Origin of the sequence: Allobosea sp. BK604, assembly GCF_004341515.1 — a bacterium.
Lineage (GTDB): Bacteria > Pseudomonadota > Alphaproteobacteria > Rhizobiales > Beijerinckiaceae > Allobosea.
In genome coordinates this window covers 345623-360254 of the sequence record NZ_SLZF01000005.1, presented here as the reverse complement: position 1 = coordinate 360254, position 14632 = coordinate 345623, and the positions used below count along the sequence as shown (strand labels likewise).

At 66.9% G+C, this 14632-nt stretch carries 13 protein-coding genes; 4 read left to right on the top strand and 9 right to left on the bottom strand.

Annotation, left to right across the window (positions count from 1 at the left end; translation table 11 throughout):
* Positions 1 to 14 precede the first annotated feature (14 nt).
* From EV560_RS17575 to lspA, 3 genes are all read right to left on the bottom strand, one after another.
* Complete coding sequence (locus tag EV560_RS17575; protein ID WP_165923518.1) at positions 15 to 698, bottom strand: TetR/AcrR family transcriptional regulator; 684 nt, start codon at positions 696 to 698, stop codon at positions 15 to 17.
* A gap of 391 nt (positions 699 to 1089) precedes the next feature.
* Positions 1090 to 2145, bottom strand: coding sequence for a L,D-transpeptidase family protein (locus EV560_RS17570; protein ID WP_131857276.1), 1056 nt, complete (start codon positions 2143 to 2145; stop codon positions 1090 to 1092).
* A 137-nt stretch (positions 2146 to 2282) separates the two neighbouring features.
* Positions 2283 to 2993: a signal peptidase II gene (gene lspA, locus EV560_RS17565; protein ID WP_248312099.1), complete on the bottom strand. Its 711-nt coding sequence runs from the start codon at positions 2991 to 2993 to the stop codon at positions 2283 to 2285.
* A gap of 35 nt (positions 2994 to 3028) precedes the next feature.
* Here lspA and EV560_RS17560 point away from each other — a divergent pair, with 35 nt between their 5' ends.
* The 4 genes from EV560_RS17560 (at position 3029) to EV560_RS17545 (ending at position 5391) form a co-directional block, all read left to right on the top strand.
* On the top strand, positions 3029 to 3421 hold the full coding sequence (locus EV560_RS17560; protein ID WP_131857073.1) for a hypothetical protein: 393 nt from the start codon (positions 3029 to 3031) through the stop codon (positions 3419 to 3421).
* A 150-nt stretch (positions 3422 to 3571) separates the two neighbouring features.
* Complete coding sequence (locus EV560_RS17555; protein ID WP_131857072.1) at positions 3572 to 4186, top strand: SCO family protein; 615 nt, start codon at positions 3572 to 3574, stop codon at positions 4184 to 4186.
* A gap of 108 nt (positions 4187 to 4294) precedes the next feature.
* Complete coding sequence (locus EV560_RS17550) at positions 4295 to 4738, top strand: disulfide bond formation protein B (RefSeq protein WP_131857071.1); 444 nt, start codon at positions 4295 to 4297, stop codon at positions 4736 to 4738.
* Positions 4735 to 5391: a DsbA family protein gene (locus EV560_RS17545; RefSeq protein ID WP_131857070.1), complete on the top strand. Its 657-nt coding sequence runs from the start codon at positions 4735 to 4737 to the stop codon at positions 5389 to 5391. The genes EV560_RS17550 and EV560_RS17545 overlap by 4 nt, the downstream gene beginning before the upstream one ends.
* Before the next feature lie 26 nt (positions 5392 to 5417).
* On the opposite strand, the gene EV560_RS17540 is transcribed toward EV560_RS17545, so the two are convergent.
* From EV560_RS17540 to EV560_RS17515, 6 genes are all read right to left on the bottom strand, one after another.
* On the bottom strand, positions 5418 to 9212 hold the full coding sequence (locus tag EV560_RS17540) for a tetratricopeptide repeat protein (protein WP_131857069.1): 3795 nt from the start codon (positions 9210 to 9212) through the stop codon (positions 5418 to 5420).
* A 323-nt stretch (positions 9213 to 9535) separates the two neighbouring features.
* Positions 9536 to 10420: a sugar phosphate isomerase/epimerase family protein gene (locus EV560_RS17535; protein WP_131857068.1), complete on the bottom strand. Its 885-nt coding sequence runs from the start codon at positions 10418 to 10420 to the stop codon at positions 9536 to 9538.
* Positions 10421 to 10423: 3 nt separating this feature from the next.
* On the bottom strand, positions 10424 to 11434 hold the full coding sequence (locus EV560_RS17530) for a hydroxyacid dehydrogenase (RefSeq protein ID WP_131857275.1): 1011 nt from the start codon (positions 11432 to 11434) through the stop codon (positions 10424 to 10426).
* Between the two features lie 35 nt (positions 11435 to 11469).
* On the bottom strand, positions 11470 to 12303 hold the full coding sequence (locus EV560_RS17525; protein WP_131857067.1) for a carbohydrate ABC transporter permease: 834 nt from the start codon (positions 12301 to 12303) through the stop codon (positions 11470 to 11472).
* The gene (locus EV560_RS17520; RefSeq protein ID WP_131857066.1) at positions 12300 to 13247 is read right to left on the bottom strand and encodes a carbohydrate ABC transporter permease; all 948 of its coding nucleotides are present in this window, start codon (positions 13245 to 13247) and stop codon (positions 12300 to 12302) included. Before EV560_RS17520 ends, EV560_RS17525 begins: the two co-directional genes overlap by 4 nt.
* 6 nt (positions 13248 to 13253) lie before the next feature.
* The gene (locus EV560_RS17515; RefSeq protein WP_131857065.1) at positions 13254 to 14582 is read right to left on the bottom strand and encodes an ABC transporter substrate-binding protein; all 1329 of its coding nucleotides are present in this window, start codon (positions 14580 to 14582) and stop codon (positions 13254 to 13256) included.
* Positions 14583 to 14632: the final 50 nt, after the last annotated feature.

The following is a 14632-nucleotide window of genomic DNA, read 5'->3' as shown; positions in this document are numbered from 1 at the left end:
GCGAGCTGGGTCGCTCAGGCGGATTGGCTGGTGATGGGGGTAAAGCTGAGCTGCGACCGGTCGCAGGGCGGGGCGCGGAAGCCGGCGGCGGCGAAGGTGACCATCTCGGCCAGCGCGGCTTCGAGATCGGCCGGATCGCACTGATCACCCGAAAGCGCCTGGATGCGGCCCGGGTTCGACAGCGTGTAGTAATGCGCGCCGAGCAGGAAGTGGAAGCGCCAGAAGACGTCGTTGGCCGAGAGATGCGGCGTTGCGGCCGCGATTGCCGCGATGAAGCGCTGGCTCGTGGCGTTGAAGTGCTTGGCGATCAGGTTCTTCGACAGCTCGGCCTGCTCATGCGCGACCACGGAGCGCAGCCGCATGAAGCGGCGCGCGCCCTCGTCATCCGAGGGTTGGGCGAAGGACGGGCGCAGGTAGGCCTCGAGCACCTGCTCCAGCACCGGCGCGCGGCCGGGCTGCTCGGCGCAATCGTCCAGCAGCTTCAGGCGTGCCGCGTTGATGGCGCCCGAGCGCCGGGCGAAGATCTCCTCGAGCAGGATCTGCTTCGAGCCGAAATGATAATGCACGGCGGCGATATTCGCGTCGCAGGCGCGGGTGATCGAGCGCACCGAGACGGCGCGATAGCCCTGCTCGGCGAACATCTCCTCAGCCACATCGAGAATGCGATCTGCCGTGGCAGCCGGCTGGCTCTCAGTCATGCCGATCCCGTTCATACGACCTATTCAATCACCTTATTGAAATAGGCGTTTGCGGGAGTCAAGCCGGCGTGCTGGAAGCAAGAGGCATTCCAGCCCACGAGCCGTCACGAAGGGTGTTCTGGTGGGGCAGCGGCTACAGAGCGGGATCCGATCGGGTTGAATCAATCTGATCGGATCCGGCGCTAAACGATTGATAGAGAACGCGTGATCCGACCTGATCGCCGCGCCATCAGGTTGGCGCGTGCTTTAGCGGGCGGGCCTCACCCGGCTGGAGATCGCGTTGTCCCCTGCAGGGCAATCCGGTCCAAACCCTGGGTAAGGCTCTCGGGCAGGTGGTAGAACGGGGCATCCCGGATCGACGGCAAGCGCCGACTCGGTTCTTTAGCCGGATTCAGTCGGTGCCGAGCGAGCCGGTGGTCGCCGGCTCGGCAGGGGCATCGCCATCGAACGGGTCCTTCAAGGCCGCTTCAGGCCGACTGATCGCGATCTTTCCGGAGACCATGGCCTGCATGCGCTCGGGCCCCATCGTCCTGAGGAGATTGCGGAAGCGCGGATGCATGCCGCCATCGGCATAGGCGAAGCTGGTGGCGGGGACGCCGGCGGAGACGAATTCGGCCACGCGCGCCTCGTCGCGGGCGTTCCGCGCACTCACCAGGCTCTGGACCGCCGGCTCGACCTCATAGGCCGGACAGGGACCGGCCGGATCGAAGGAACTGGTGTCGCCATTGACGTTGAAGACGTAACGCCCGCCACAGGCGGCGAGCCTGGGCGGCTGCCGCGTCGCGTCGAAATGGTCGACGCCTTCCTTCAGATTGCGCCAATAGGCGATATTCGCGTTGCCGCGATAGCGCGCCATGTTTTCGGGCGTCATGCGGAAGGGCAGGGCCTGGACCTGGAAGCTGGCCTGTCCGGATGCGAAGGCCTCGCGCGCCAGGCCGAAGATTTCGGTGACGCCGTCATCGGTCATGGCGAAGCAGCCGGCCGAGGTGCAGGCGCCATGGACCATCAGCGCGGAGCCGGAATAGCCCAGGGAGCGCTCGAGCGTGTTCGGATAGCCGAGATTGAACGAGAGATAGAACTGGGAGCGCGGATTCATCAGATCCGCCGTGACGGTATAGAAGCCTTCGGGCGCCTGCCGGTCGCCCTCCTGCTTCTTCGGGCCGAGCTGTCCGGACCAGCGGCACATCGGATAGGTCTTCAGCAGGGCGTAGCTGCCGCTGCGATCGCGTTTCCAGACTTCGAGCTCGCTCTCCTTCTTGTAGATCCGCACGAAGATCGGGTCGGCCTGGGTCATGCCCTTGGCGGACATCTGCGCGACCAGCTTGGCTGGCAGCGGCTGCAGGTGGCGCGTGTCGCCCTCGCCGACGACGCAGCCGGACAGGACGGAGGCGCCGAGCGCGAGCGCGGCAGCCAATCTAACAAAGGAACGGGTCGGACGGATTTGCATGAAGGAGAGGGTGCGCGAACGGGCCTGACATGGCGTTAACGGCCTTCCACATACCGGTCCGGCCGCGCTTGCCGAGGAAAATTCGACGCGCTGCGCATTGCTCAGGGCCTCGACACATCGTCCGAGCCAGGGGCTGATCATTCGGCCTGCTCCGGGCAGGGTTGCTTCGCGGGCGACGCTCGCTCGTCGCGGCGTCGGGGCAGGCTGGCAAACAGCATGGCGGCGACGCCGAGGCTGATCGCGATATCGGCGCCATTGAAGGTCGGCCAATGCCAATCGCCCCAATGGATGTCGAGAAAGTCGGTGACGGCGCCCTGGCGCCAGCGGTCAAGCGCATTGCCCAGCGCGCCGCCGGCGATCAGCGCGAGGCCGAGCCTCTCGGAATGATCTGGCGTGACGCTCGCCCAGAGCAGGAATGCCGCGGCGACGGTGAGCTTGAAGAGGGCGAGCAGCTCGGGCCAGCGCTGCAGCAGGTCGCCGAACATGCCGAAGCTGATGCCCGTATTGAAACCGAGGCGCAGATTGAAGAACGGCGCTATGAAAATCGTCCGAGGCGGATCCATCACCACCTCGAGGATCAGCCATTTGCTTGCCTGATCGATTGCCAGGGTCGCGGCGGCGATCGCGATGACGGCGACCAGGCGGCGGGCTCGATCTTGCATCAGGCGCTTCCGGTTCGAGACTGCGCGACCCGGTCCGCCAGGGGACCTGTCGCATGTCGGCGAGAGGGATGGGCCCGGACCAACGCCCGGGCACGCGCTCTTCGATACAAGCTGAAGTGACTGGAGGTTCAAGAGCAAAACGCGCTTGCGACAAAACTGCTCAGGTACCGGGAGATCTCCGAGCATTGCGCCCCAGGCTCCGGCTGAACTACTGATGTCGCATGATCCCGGGACGGTTCAGCAGCGGAATCTGGCGCGGCCTCATAGCCGTGACATTCGCCTATGTGCTGCTGCTCCAACTCGTCGCCGCCGGCGTTTCCGGTGCAGCCCATGCTGCCACGGGGCTCGGTTCGGGCACCTTCGGGACCGCCGTGATGTGCGGGGGCGGAGCCGCCGGTGACACAGTGCCGTCCCATGTCGAGGGCACCAATACCTGCTGCGTCTGGGGGATGTCGGCTGCGACGACGCTCCTTGCAGCGCCCCCGGCGGACCCGCAGCAGGTCCGGTATCCGGCGCGCTTCATCGCCGTAAGCTACGATGACGCCTGTCCGGATGCGCCGAGCGCACGCCCCGGCCGGGCGCATGGGTCACGCGCACCTCCCTCCCTGGGCTGACGGTCCCGCAAACGCCGCGGCTTCGCGGCAGATGTCCACGTCTCCAGGGTCCAGTGTCCATGAAACCGAAATTTGCGCGCGCGCTTGCCGCCGCGCTCGTCATTGCGCCGTCGGGCGCCGATCCACGGCATGAAGGGCGTTGAGGGGCCGATGCGGGTTCTCAAGCTCATTCGCCATGCCGCCTGGGGCGCTGTCGCTCTCGTCGGCTTCCTTGCTGCGGCGTTGCTTCTCGGCTGGTGGCAGGTCGATGGCGCGCGTGCCCTGAAGGGCATGGGGCAGGCTGCCGGAGCGCCGATCGGCAGATCCTTTGGCCTCGTCGACCATCGCGGCCAGGCGGTCACCGATGCCGACTTCCGTGGCAAGCCGATGCTGGTCTTCTTCGGCTTCACCCATTGTCCCGAAGTCTGCCCGACAACCCTGTTCGAAGCCAGCAACCGTCTGGCGAAGCTGGGCAGGGACGCCGACAAGCTGCAGGTGCTGTTCATCAGCGTCGATCCGGAGCGGGACACGCCCCGGCAGCTCGCCCTCTATCTCCAGTCATTCGACAGGCGGATCGTCGGGCTGACCGGTTCGACCGAGCAGGTCGAGGCCGCCGTCAAGGCCTACAAGGCCTACGCCAAGAAGGTCCCGACGGAGTCCGGTTACACCATGGACCATTCGTCCTCGGTCTACGTGATGGCAGCCGATGGCAGCTTCCGCACGATGATCGACTATCACGAGGACGAAGCGCCGGCGCTCGCCAAGATCAGGATGGTTCTCAAATGAGGACGATCGCGCGGAGCTCCACCCATCATCGGCGCATCGTCCCCCGCTCGCGCCGGCATCGCGCTTTTCAACCCCTTCGCTCGTCTGAATGAAAGGAGCGGTCAGACCATGGCAACCCTCACAACCGAGACCGGCGACAGCGATGGCTGGCGCTACCTCTTCCTGGCCTGGCTCGTTGCCCTCGGGGCGAGCCTGGGAGCGCTCTTCATCGGCGAGGTCGTGGGCCAGGCGCCTTGCGGCCTGTGCTGGCACCAGCGCGCCTTCATGTTCCCCCTCGCGATCATGCTCGCGATTGCCTGCTTCAGGAGCGACAGCAGGGCCTGGGTCTATGCCGTTCCGTTGGCCGCCGGCGGCTGGCTGGTCGCCGGGTTTCATAGCCTGCTCTATGCCGGTTTCATTCCGGAGGACATCCAGCCCTGTGCGCAGGGGCCTTCCTGCGCCAGCGCGGAGATGACCATCCTCGGCGGGCTGCCGCTGCCCTATCTGTCGCTGGCTGCCTTCTCCGCCATCGCGGTCCTGCTCGTCGTCTCGATCAAGAGGAACGCGCCATGAACCGCCGCGCCACCGTCATCCTGACGGCGATCCTGGCCTTGACGCTGTTTTCCGGCTCGACGGTCTACTACCGGAACGAACAGGTCCGGCGCGCCCAGGCCCTCGCCGCGACCACGGCCGAAGCGCTGGTGCGCGATCATTCACCGATGATCGGGCCACCCGACGCGCCCGTGACGATCGTCGAGTTCTTCGATCCGTCATGCGAGGCCTGCCGGGCCTTCTATCCGCCGCTGAAGCAGATCCTCGGGCTCTTTCCGAACGATGTCCGGCTCGTCATTCGCTACACGGCGTTTCACGAGGGCTCGAACATGGCGGTCAAGATCCTCGAGGCCGCCCGGCGGCAGGGCAAGCTCGAGCCGGTCCTGAACGCGCTGCTGCAGTTCCAGCCGGAATGGGCCGACCACGACAAGCCCGATCTGGAGATCGCCTGGCGCCGTGCCGGGGAAGCCGGACTGGATATCGGGCAGGGCAAGCGTGACGCGGCACTGCCCGAGCTCGACGAACTGCTTCAGAAGGACATGGCCGATGTGAAGACGCTGGAGGTGAAGCAGACGCCGACATTCTTCGTGAACGGTCAGCCACTGGCGGAGTTCGGACCGAGGCCCCTCTACGACATGGTCAAGCGGGAAGTGGAGAAGCACCGAAAGCCGTGACGACAGACAAAGATCATGCATGGCAGCTAGGGACGTCCGTCCAGCCTCGTCACGACAGCGCGGGCTCCGACAAGCTCACCCCCGTAGATGTCGATGTCAGGGCCATCCCCTGATTGCCTGAGCACCTCGACGGCAGCCTCGAGCTGGCTGACGGCCTGCTTCGCCAGGACGGGGTCGTTGCGGCGTTCCGCGATATGCCGCAGCGCGACGCCCAGATTGCCGAAGCTGGTCGCCCATCCGAGCGGCGCGCGCTCGCGCGTCAGTTCCTCGAGCGCCGCGCGGTAGGCCGTCACCGCTTCCTCCAGCCGCTCCGTCCCGACCTCACGCTGTCCGAGCGCCGAGAGCGCGTAGCCGAGGCTGTCCTGCGTCGTCGCCCAGCCGAGCGGCGTGCGCTCGCGCGTCCGCTCCTCGAGCGCCGCGCGCTGCGTCGCCACCGCCTCCTCGAGCCGCGCCGTCCCGCTCTCACGTTCCCCGAGCAGGGAGAGCGTGAAGCCGAGATTATTCTGCGTCATCGCCCAGTCGAGCGGCACGCGCTCGCGCATCCGCTCCTCGAGTGCCGCGCGATAGACCGCCACGGCCTCCTCGAAGCGCGCCGTCCCGCCCTCGCGTTGCCCGAGCCTTGAAAGCGCATTGCCCAGGTTGTTTTGTGTCGTCGCCCAGTCGAGTGGCACGCGCTCGCGCGTCCATTCCTCCAGCGCCGCCCGATAGCTCGCCACCGCTTCCGCGAGCCGCGCCGTCCCCCGCTCGCGCTGCGCGAGCCGTGACAGCGCATTGCCCAGGTTGTTCCGTGTCATCGCCCATTCCAGCGGCACGCGCTCGCGCGTCCGTTCCTCGAGCGCCGAGCGATAGGCCGCCGCCGCCTCCTCGAGCCGTGCCGTCCCACTCTCACGGTCCCCGAGCCCCTGCAGGGCATTGCCAAGGTTGTGCTGCGCGGCAGCCCAGAGCAGCGGCACGCGCTCGCGCGTCAATTCCTCGAGCGCCGCGCGATAGGCCGTTGCCGCCTCATCGAGCCGTGCCGATCCGCTCTCACGCTGCCCGAGTGCGATCAGCGCGTTGCCAAGATTGGTCTGCGTCTTCGCCCAGTCGAGCGGCACGCTCGCGCGCGTCCACTCCTCGAGTGCGGCACGGTAGGCCGCCACCGCCTCTGCGAGCCGCGCCGTCCCGCTTTCACGCTGTCCGAGCGACAGCAGCGCGTTGGCCAGGTTGTTCTGTGTCGTCGCCCAGAGGAGAGGCGCGCGCTCGCGCGTCAATTCCTCGAGCGCCGCGCGACAGGCCGTCACCGCCTCCTCGAGCCGCGCCGTCCCGCTCTCGCGTTGCCCGAGCGTCATCAGGGCGCTGCCGAGATTGGTCTGCAGCGTGGCCCAGTCGAGCGGCACGCGCTCACGCGTCACTTCCTGAAGCGCGGTGCGGTAGGCGCTCACCGCTTCCTCGAGCCGCGCCGTCCCGCTCTCACGCTGCCCGAGCATCCAGAGCACGCTGCCGAGCGTGGCGTGGGTGCCCGCCCAGAGCAGCGGCACGCGCTCGCGCGTCCGTTCCTCGAGCGCCGCACGGAAAGCAGCTGCCGCAGCCTCGAGCCGCGCGGTCCCGCCCTCGCGCTGCCCGAGCGTCATCAGCACGAAGCCGAGATTGGCCTGGGCACCGGACCAGATCAGCGGCATGCGCTCACGCGGCATTTCCTCGAACGCCGCGTGATAGGCGCTCAGCGCTTCCTGGAGCCGCGCCGTCCCGCCCTCGCGCTCCCCGAGCGTCCAGAGCACGAGGCCGAGATTGTTCTGCGTCAGCGCCCAGTCGAGCGGCACGCGCTCGCGTGTCCGCTCCTCGAGCGCGGCGCGGTAGGCCAGCACGGCCTCCTCGAGCCGCGCCGTCCCGCTCTCGCGCTGCCCCCGCGTCCATAGGGCGTTGCCGAGATTGCTCTGGGTCATCGCCCAATCGAGCGGCGCGCGGTCGCGCGTCCGCTCCTCCAGCGCCGCGCGGTAGGCCGCCACGGCCTCATCGAGCCGCGCCGTCCCGCTCTCGCGCTGCCCGAGCGCCTGGAGGGCGTTGCCGAGATTGTTCTGCGTGATCGCCCACTCGAGCGGCACGCGCTCGCGCCTGCGCTCCACGAGCGCCGCGCGATAGGCCGTCACCGCCTCCTCGAGCCGTGCCGTATCGCCTTCACGCTGCCCGAGCGCCCAGAGGGCGTTGCCGAGACTGCTCTGCGTCATCGCCCAGTCGAGCGGCTCCTGGCTGCGACTGACGCTCTTCAGCAGCGTGCGGTAAAGCGCGATGGCTTCGAGCAGCGCCGCGTTCAGGCCGAATTCGGAGCCAAGATCGTACAGCGTCATCGCCTGTCGCTGCGTATAGTCACGCGCGGCGCCGGCATCGGCCGTCCCGGCGATCCGCGCGGCCTCGGCATAATGGTCCGCCGCTTCGCGATAGGCATCCGGGTTGGCGCGAAGCTTGGCCGCGGAGCCTCGCTCCGCCCGGCTCTCGGCCGCGGAAAGACGTTTCTTCCGGGTCAGCGCCTCCAGATTCTCGGTGACCGTCAGATCGCGCGCTTCGGCTGCCGCAAGGTCGGCATCGGCTTTGGCGAAACGCCCCCTGGCCAACTCGTCGGCAGCGGAGGCCCTCAGGCGGGACACCTCCGGATCGGCGTCGGTGAGCTGCTTCAGCCGTTCATTCAGACCCTTGAACTCGACGGCCTTCGCCGTCAGCTTCCGGGTGATCTCGGCTGTATCGCTCGTCCTGGCGCCATCGCCCATTTCGGCCAGGATTGCCTGCAAGGTCTCGACCGGGACGCGCTCCCTCGCCGCCGTGTCCGCGGCCACCGCCTGCAAATGCGCGCCGATCTTCTCGCTGATATCCTTGGTCGCAGCCTGCGTGTCCGCGATCTTGCGCTGGCTGTCCTGAATGCCGGCATAGGTGGAACGCAGCCAGGGCACGCCGATCCACGCTCCCGCCACGAGAAGCGCGAGCACCGCCAGGCGGAGAGCCTTGGGAACAAGGTGTTTCCAGGACCATTCCATCCGGAATGGCTCGGGCGCATATGTCCGCAGCGTTCCCGGATCGGCCGGTTCCGGGGCGAGCTTGGCGACCAGGGCCCTGGTTTCCGCATAGACGAGGTCGTCGCGATGCCCGGGCTTGGCGATCGTGATGTGGTCCTCGCGGATCGGGGTCGGGCGGCAGTTCGGCAGCCCCGGATCGGCCGATGCCGGCGCGACGATGCCGCCGACGAGCGTGTCCAGCATCTCGTAATAGACGAGATGGACCAACTCGTGCGCCCGCAGCTCGGCCAGCTTGCGATAGCCGAAATTGAGGTCCCGCAGTCCCGGATTGTTCGCGACCAGATTGCGAGCCGATGCGGTCGGCCAGGTCAACCAGCTCAGCCATTCAAGAAGCGTCGCCTTGCCGGCGCCGGTATGGGGCGTGGCGATGAACACGACCTGCCGGACACGGGCATAGAAATCCGCGATCTCGGGGCTGTCGCTTTGTTCCCGCGCGGAGCGGATGATGTTCTTGGCGATCAGCCCGCCGAGGCTGTGGCAGACGAAGGTGATCGGGCCTGTCTTCAGCTCTGCGCTGCTCAGCAGCACCCGCAGGGCGTGAGCGGCTTCGTCGAGCAGCGGCATCGCTGTCCCGACCCAATTGGTCGGCGGCGAGACATAGCCGAGGGAATAGACGGCCAGGCCTTTGACGTCTTCCGCCAGCCAGTTCGGCCAGAACGCGGAATCGGGATCGGCATGTCGCCATGTCTCATAGGGATGGCCGCCAAGGCCGTGAATGAACACGACATTGCCGCGCTTGTCGCCGGTCCAATCCGCGAGTTTGATCAAGCGCGTCACGGGAGGCCTCGACCTCTACGCACACTGTCCTCAGATCTTGGTCCACAGATCATGGCAGCCGGCTGCCAGAATACAAACAAGACGATGACTTGTCGTCAAAATGATCAGTAAAAATCCTGCGAATGCTCGACCCAGGTCAGCAATCGAGCCACCCCGGCAAGAGACTAGGACGCATGTCGCACCAACACTGTGCGCCAGCTCACACGGCCTGAGGTTTGCTTTGTCTGATGAGTTGAGCGTGCTGGCGGGAAGCGCCAGATGCGGAGATCGGGCGGCTGCCCGAAACCGGATATCGGCTGCGGCATCCGCGACTGTCGACCCCGCTAAATCTCCCGACGGACACTGCCCTTTGCAGCGTCGAGCAGAGCACGGCGCACAAAGTCGCGCGATTCGGCGACGCCGATGCGGGTCGGCGGCAATTGCTCCGGCACCCAGCGCATCTCGTATTCGAACGTGATATCGCCATCGTAGCCCTGCGCCCCGAGCGCCTTGAAGATCTCCCTCCACGGCACGTCGCCGCGCCCCACCGGCACGGACCGGCGGCTGTTCTCGTCGACGCCGCGGCGCAGCGATCCGGGCACGAAGCTGTAGTCCTTGACGTGGACGAGCCGGATCGCGTCGGCCTGGATGTCAAAGCTCTCCGGAAAACCCTCTTTCCCGTCGCGGATCAGGTTTGCGGGGTCGTAGACGATCCCGACATTGCTCTCCCCGACACGCCGCCGGATCTCGTAGGTTCGGGTCGCCGTGTCGGCCATGGTGCCGTCATGGTTCTCGATGTTCAGGCCGATCCGGCGCTCCGCGGCATAGGGCGCAACGCGCTTCAGGCTCTCGACGAGCCGGCCGGTCGCGCTGCCCCATTCATCATCGGGCACCTCCGCGCCGCCGAAGACGCGCACGCTGGCCGCACCCAGCGCTTCCGCCAGATCGACCGCGTGGATCAGGCTCGCGACGGCCGCTTCGCGTTCGCTGGCGAGCAGGCTGTTGAAGCGTTTCTCATAGGGCGTGAGCGCAGCGATGACGAGGCCGCGCCTCTCCGCCTCGGTGCGCAGCTCTCGCGCGGTTTCGAGCGGGGCATCGGGTGCGATCGCGCAGCGATAGCCGGCCTGGCAGATGAGATCGAGCCCATCGAGCGTCAGGTCCTTGGCGAGGTCGAGCGCCTCGATCGGATCGAGCTCGGGCGTCGCCATGGTGTGGAGCAGCAGGCGCATGGCTCAGGCGACCCGCGGCAACATCTCGGCCGTCACCACATGCAGCAGCGGCTGGCCGGCGACGAACCGCTCGATCTCGTCAGCCAGCAGCTCGGCCATGCGCCGTGTCTCGTAGCCGGCCGCGCCGGCGATATGCGGGGTGAGCACGACATTGGGCAAGGCGTAGAGCGGTGAATCAGGCGGCAGCGGCTCCGGCTCGGTTACGTCGAGGATCGCATTGAGGCGGCCCGAAACGAGCTCCTCCGTCAGCGCGAGGTGGTCGACCAGTGCGCCGCGCGCCGTGTTGATCAGCGTCGCCCCGTCGCGCATCGCGGCGAGCTCGGCGCGGCCGATCATTCCGGTGGTTTCGGGCAGCGAGGGCGCGTGCAGGCTGGCGACGTCCGAGCGGGCCATCAGCTCCGCCAGGGTGGCCTTCTCGACTCCGAGCGCGCGCGCCTCATCCTCCGTCAGGTAGGGATCGCAGACCAGGATGGTCAGGTCGAACGGCTTGAGCAGCGCGAGCAGCCGCCGCCCGATGCGCGACGCGCCGACGATGCCGACGACAGCGCCGTAATTGCCGGGCTCGCCGGGAGCGAGCCATTGCGGTTGCCAGAGCTTCCGCTCGGCACGGAAGCGCTCGCGCACGGGAAAGGCCCGCTTGTTGGCGAGCAGGATCATCGCCAGGGCGTATTCGGCAACCGGCAGGGCGTTCGCCATGGCGGCGGCCGTGACGGCGATGCCCGCCTGCCAGACCTCCCGGCCCGCGACCGGCTTCACCGCGCTGCCGGCATGGGCGATCAGGCGCAGTCGCGGCGCGATCGCCAGAACCGGTGCATCGATCCGCGCCGCGCCCCAGCCAGTGAAGAGAATCTCGGCCTCAACCAGCAGGCGCCGCGCCTCCGCCGTCTCGTAGTCGCGCAGCGGCTCCCGGTTGGCGAGCGTACAGGAGCAGGAGAGACGCTCCCGCAATTCCGGCGTGATCAGGTCCGGCGTCACGTCCGGGTTCATCGCGAAGACGAGGTTCGGCTTAGGCATCTGGCTCTTGGACGTCGGGCTCTTGGGCATCTGGCTCAGCTCTTGACGGCACCGGCGGTCAGGCCTCCGACGAGGCGACGCTGGATGAAGAGGAACAGCAGCAGCGTGGGCAGCATGGTCAGGCTGGTCGCAGCCATCATCTCACCCCATTGGGCGAACTCGCCACCGACGAAATTATAGAGGCCGACCGGCAGCGTGCGCTTTTCTCCGCCGCCGAGGATGACGAGCCCGTAGAGGAATTCGTTCCAGGCGTTGATGAAGGAGAAGATCGCGACCGTGACGATGCCGGGCGCCGCCAGAGGCAGCACGAGACGGCAGAAGATCGTCAGGTTGCTGGCGCCGTCCATGCGCCCGGCTTCCTCGATCTCGATCGGCACCTTGGCGAAATAGGCGGTCAACATCCAGGTCGAGAACGGGAAGGTGAAGGTGACATAGGCCAGGATCAGGCCGAGATAGGTGTTGGCGAGGCCGATCTTGGCGATCGCGGTGAACAGCGGCAGCACGATCAGGGCCTGCGGGAAGAGATAGGCCAGCAGCACCGTATTGAGGATCAGCCACTGGCCGCGGAAGCGCGCCCGCGCCAGCGACCAGCCGGCCATCGCCGCGAACAGCACGCTGATCAGCGTCGAGACGATGGAGACGATCAGGCTGTTGGCGAGGAATTGCGGGAAGGGCGAGGAGAGCAGCACCTTCTCGTAATAATGCAGCCCGAGACTCGAAATGCCGAAGGTGGGTGGGAAGTTGTAGAGCTCTTCATAGGGCTTCAGCGACGAGAAGATCATCCAGAGCAGCGGCGCCAGCGCGAAGACGGCGAAGAGCGCGCAGGCGGCATAGGCGGCGAGGGTCCAGTTCCGGCTGCGCATGCTCATGCCTCCCCGGTCTTCTTCTGCAGGCGGAGCAGGCGGAAATAGACGGCGAGGATGAAGCCGAGGATCACCATCATGACCAGCGCCACCGCCGCCATGCGGCCGAGGTCATATTGCTGCCAGCCGGCATTGTAGGCGTAGACAGGCAGGGTCGTGGTGGCGTCGATCGGTCCGCCGCCGGTGGTCAGGAAGACGAAGTCGAAATTGTTGAAGACCCAGATCGTGCGCAGGATCACGACGGTGGCAATGACCTGCCAGAGCGCCGGCAAGGTGACATACCAGAATTTCTGCCAGGCGCCGGCGCCGTCGATATCGGCGGCCTCGTAGAGTTCCTGCGGGATGGTCTGCAAGCCCGCGACGATCGCGACCATCATGAAGGGAAAGCCGAACCAGATGTTCATGACGATCACGGTCGGCATCGCCAGATCGGGGGACCCCAGCCATTGCTGGGGCGCGTCGATCAGTCCGACCTGCATCAGCAGGAAGTTCAGCACGCCGTAGAGCGGGTCGAGCATGTAGCGCCAGGCAAAGGCCATCACGATCGAGGGGAAGGCCCAGGGCACGATCAGCGCGAGCCGAAGTGTGGTACGCCCGACCGTGACCTGTTCCAGCGCGAGCGCGGCGACGAGGCCGAGCAGCAGCTGCCCGGCGACGGAGCAGGCGGTCCAGACCAGGGTGTTCAGCGTCGCGCGCCAGAACAGCGGATCGGCCAGCGTCGCCTCGAAATTGGCGGTGCCGACGAAGCGCCAGCCTGGAAACATCAGGCTGGCATTGGTGAAGCCGACGACCGCGTTATAGGCGACGGGATAGAGGATGACGGCCGAGAGACAGGCGAGGCCCGGGATCAGGAACAGGATCGCGAGCCGCTCGTCGAGCCAGGCGACGAGCCGGCGGCCCGGTGCGCGCGCCGGTTGATGCGGATCGGCCTTGGCCGCCAGAGCCGACATACCCGATCAGCCCCTGTCGAAGCGGGTGCGCACGTCGCCGACGACCTTCTCGATCTGCTTCGCCGTCGTGCCGACAGCCTGGTCGATCGGCTCGTTGCGCAGCAGGATGCGCTGGAACATGTCCTCGACCGCGTAGCTGTTCATCACCGGCCCGGCATAGGGATTGAGCCCGTGCTCCATGCCGGCGAGGCTGGTGTCTTCGAGCCCTTTCAAGGTGACGTCGACGACGTTGCGGAAGCGCTTGATCGTCGGATTGTCGAAGAAGGACGGTCCTTCCGCACGCTTCAGGCTCGGGAACATGAAGAGCGGGATCGTCAGGAGGAAGGGCGTATAGTTCTCTTCCGCGAAGAGGAACCTGGCGAATTCCTTGCCATCGGCTGGGTTCTTGCCTTTCGGCAGTGCGACCGAGATGCCGCCGAGCAGGTTCCCGACACGCTTGCGCCTCGGCATGAAGGTCGCGTCGAGCTGCTCGGCGACGGCTGGCGCATCCTTGGCGGCGCCGGCGACGATCGCGGCGGAATCCTCCGCCAGGCTGGTCTTGCCGCTGTTCACCAGGCTGAAATTGTCGTTGATCTTGTAGTCGGTGACGCCCGGGCCGCCGGCCTTGCGCGCCAGCTCGACGATGAAGGCGGTCGCGTCCTTCACCGGCGCGCTGTCGAAGCTGACCTTGCCGTCCTTGTCGAAGAAGGAGCCGTTGGCCGAGCGCGCCATCATCCAGAGCAGGAAGCCCCCGCCCGTGTCGCCCTTGGCCAGCTTCGGGATCCAGCCGAAATGGTCGGGGGCCTTGGTGGTCGCGATCGCGACCTTCAGCGCATCGTCCCAGGTCACCGGCGGCTGCATGCCGGCTTCGGCCAGGCGGTCCTTCCGATAGACGAGCAACCGGTTATGGACGTAGTGGGGGACGGAGACATGCTGGCCGCGGAACAGGCCGGTCGTCCTGGCGATATCGCCCTTGAAGGCCTCGGCCCCGCCCAGCGCCTTGACCACGTCGTCCATCGGGTTGAGCGCGCCGGCGAGCGCCATCGGCACGGCATTCTCGGCCAGCAGGATCGTGACATCCGGCAAGGTGCCGGCCGCCATCGCCGCCGGCCATTTCTGCGGGAAGGCCGGCCAGGGCACGATCTCGATATCGACCTTGACGCCCGGATTGGCCTTCTCGAAGCGATCGGCGATCTGCCGCATCGCGTCGGAGCGCTCCTTCTGGGAATAGCTGTGCCAGAAGACGAGGCGGCGCTGCGCCTGGGCGCGAACGAACGGCGCCGGCAGGGTCGAGGCGGCAGCGAGCGTCGCTGCGCCGCCGACCAGCCCGCGTCGGGTGATATGCGTCTCGAACATGATGTCCTCCCTCCGGTCCGGATCGGCGTCCGGACGCTTTTTCGTTCAGA

Coding starts and splice junctions, on each gene's coding strand:
- EV560_RS17525 (WP_131857067.1), bottom strand. CDS start 12,303: ATGAGCATGCGCAGCCGGAACTGGACCCTCGCCGCCTATGCCGCCTGC.
- EV560_RS17535 (WP_131857068.1), bottom strand. CDS start 10,420: ATGCGCCTGCTGCTCCACACCATGGCGACGCCCGAGCTCGATCCGATC.
- EV560_RS17555 (WP_131857072.1), top strand. CDS start 3,572: ATGCGGGTTCTCAAGCTCATTCGCCATGCCGCCTGGGGCGCTGTCGCT.
- EV560_RS17570 (WP_131857276.1), bottom strand. CDS start 2,145: ATGCAAATCCGTCCGACCCGTTCCTTTGTTAGATTGGCTGCCGCGCTC.
- lspA (WP_248312099.1), bottom strand. CDS start 2,993: ATGCTCGGAGATCTCCCGGTACCTGAGCAGTTTTGTCGCAAGCGCGTT.
- EV560_RS17515 (WP_131857065.1), bottom strand. CDS start 14,582: ATGTTCGAGACGCATATCACCCGACGCGGGCTGGTCGGCGGCGCAGCG.
- EV560_RS17560 (WP_131857073.1), top strand. CDS start 3,029: ATGATCCCGGGACGGTTCAGCAGCGGAATCTGGCGCGGCCTCATAGCC.
- EV560_RS17545 (WP_131857070.1), top strand. CDS start 4,735: ATGAACCGCCGCGCCACCGTCATCCTGACGGCGATCCTGGCCTTGACG.
- EV560_RS17550 (WP_131857071.1), top strand. CDS start 4,295: ATGGCAACCCTCACAACCGAGACCGGCGACAGCGATGGCTGGCGCTAC.
- EV560_RS17520 (WP_131857066.1), bottom strand. CDS start 13,247: ATGTCGGCTCTGGCGGCCAAGGCCGATCCGCATCAACCGGCGCGCGCA.
- EV560_RS17575 (WP_165923518.1), bottom strand. CDS start 698: ATGACTGAGAGCCAGCCGGCTGCCACGGCAGATCGCATTCTCGATGTG.
- EV560_RS17530 (WP_131857275.1), bottom strand. CDS start 11,434: ATGCCTAAGCCGAACCTCGTCTTCGCGATGAACCCGGACGTGACGCCG.